Annotated in this window: 1 protein-coding gene; it reads left to right on the forward strand. The window is 72.8% G+C overall.

Annotation, left to right across the window (positions count from 1 at the left end; translation table 11 throughout):
- Positions 1-1,551, forward strand: a 1,551-nt coding sequence (locus HO151_RS00675) for an alkaline phosphatase (protein WP_173894193.1), incomplete at its 5' end; no start/stop codon positions are given.
- Positions 1,552-1,901 lie beyond the last annotated feature (350 nt).

The raw sequence follows: 1,901 nt of genomic DNA on the forward strand, positions 1-1,901 counted from the left end.
GCCGCGGCCGCCGCCCTCGCCTTCGCCGCCGACCTGCCCGCCCGGGGCGTGGCCGCGGGCACCGAGCTCGACGCGGCCAGGATCCCCGACGACCCGTTCACGCTCGGCATCGCCTCCGGGGACCCCCTGCCCAGCTCCGTGGTGCTGTGGAGCCGGCTCGCGCCCGACCCGTACGAGCCGGACGGCGGCCTGCCCGGGCAGTACGTGCCGGTCGAGTGGGAGCTGGCGGCCGACGAGCGCTTCGCCACGATCGTCCGCAGGGGCCTGGCCATTGCCTATCCGGAGTACAACCACAGCCTGCACGTCGAGGTCGGAGGTCTGGAGGCCGGCCGCGTCTACTACTACCGGTTCAGGGCCGGCAGCTGGATCAGCGACACCGGCCGTACCCGCACGGCACCCGCCACCACGGCCGCCGCCGCGGAACTCACGTACGCGGCCGTGGCCTGCCAGGCGTACCACGACGGGTACTTCACGGTGCACCGTCATCTGGCCCAGGACGACGTCGACGTGGTCTTCCACCTCGGCGACTACCTGTACGAGTACGCCGTGAACTCCGCGGGCGGCGCACGCGAGTACACCGACCGGAAACTGCCCGACCTCTTCAACCGCGAGGCCAGGACCCTCGACGACTACCGGCTGCGCTACGCCCTCTACAAGAGCGATCCGGACCTCCGGGCGGCGCACGCGGCGCACCCGTTCGTCGTCACCTGGGACGACCACGAGACCGAGAACAACTACGCGGGCGCGATCAGCGAGAACAACGACCCGCCGCAGGAGTTTCTGCTGCGGCGCGCGGCCGCCTACCGCGCCTACTGGGAGAACCAGCCCCTGCGCGGCGCGCAGCAGCCCAGCGGTCCGGACATGCAGCTCTACCGCCGGCTCCGGTGGGGCACGCTCGCCCAGTTCGACGTCCTGGACACCCGCCAGTACCGCTCCGACCAGGCGTACGGGGACACCCTGCACCCTCCGGGCCCCGAGACGGACGATCCGGCGCGCACGATCACGGGGGCGACGCAGGAGAGGTGGCTGCTCGACGGCTGGCGCGACTCGGACGCCCTGTGGAACGTCATGACGCAGCAGGTCTGCTTCTCGCAGCGCAGGTTCGACGTCGGCGAGGGGGCGAGGACCTCCATGGACGCCTGGGACGGCTACCGGGCCTCGCGGCGGCGGGTCCTCGACGGCGCGAAGTCGGCCGGGGTCGACAACCTGGTGGTGATGACGGGGGACGTGCACGTCGGGTACGCCTTCGACATCAAAGAGGACTTCGACGACCCGGCGTCCACGACGCTGGGCTCGGAGATCGTCGCCACCTCGGTGGCGAGCGGCAGGGACGGCGCGGAGAAGCCGGGCAACTGGGACACGTACATGCGGGCCAACCCGCATCTGAAGTTCTACAACGGCCGGCGCGGCTACGTACGGGTCACCGTGGACCGGCAGCAGGCGCGGGCCGACTACCGGACGGTCCCGGCCGTGACGACGCCGGGCGCGCCGGTCACGACCGCCGCGTCCTTCGTGACCGAGGCGGGCAGACCGGGCCTCGAACCCGTCTGACGGGGGCCGCCCCACGCGCCGGGGTCCTCCCGGAGGTGCGCCGGACCGCAGTACCCGGTGGGCCGGTCCCCCCCGGCATCCGGTACTCCGCCGGGCGGGTTCTTCGTGTGGTCCCCAAGCGTCGAACCGCGGACGAACGGACATGTTCCGGACCCGTGTCGGCAAGGTCTAGGTTCCCGTCGCCCTTCCGCCGAACCTCCGAGCCCCGAGCCCCGAGCCCCGAGCCCCTGAGAACGAGGAGTCACCCGATGGCCCACCGACACGCCCGCGCAACCGCCCGGACCGCCGCCCTGACCGCGCTCGGCGCACTCGTGCTCACGGGGCTGCCGGCGGTCGCGGCCGCCGAGCCC

The sequence above is a fragment of the Streptomyces sp. 8P21H-1 genome, from assembly GCF_013302945.1.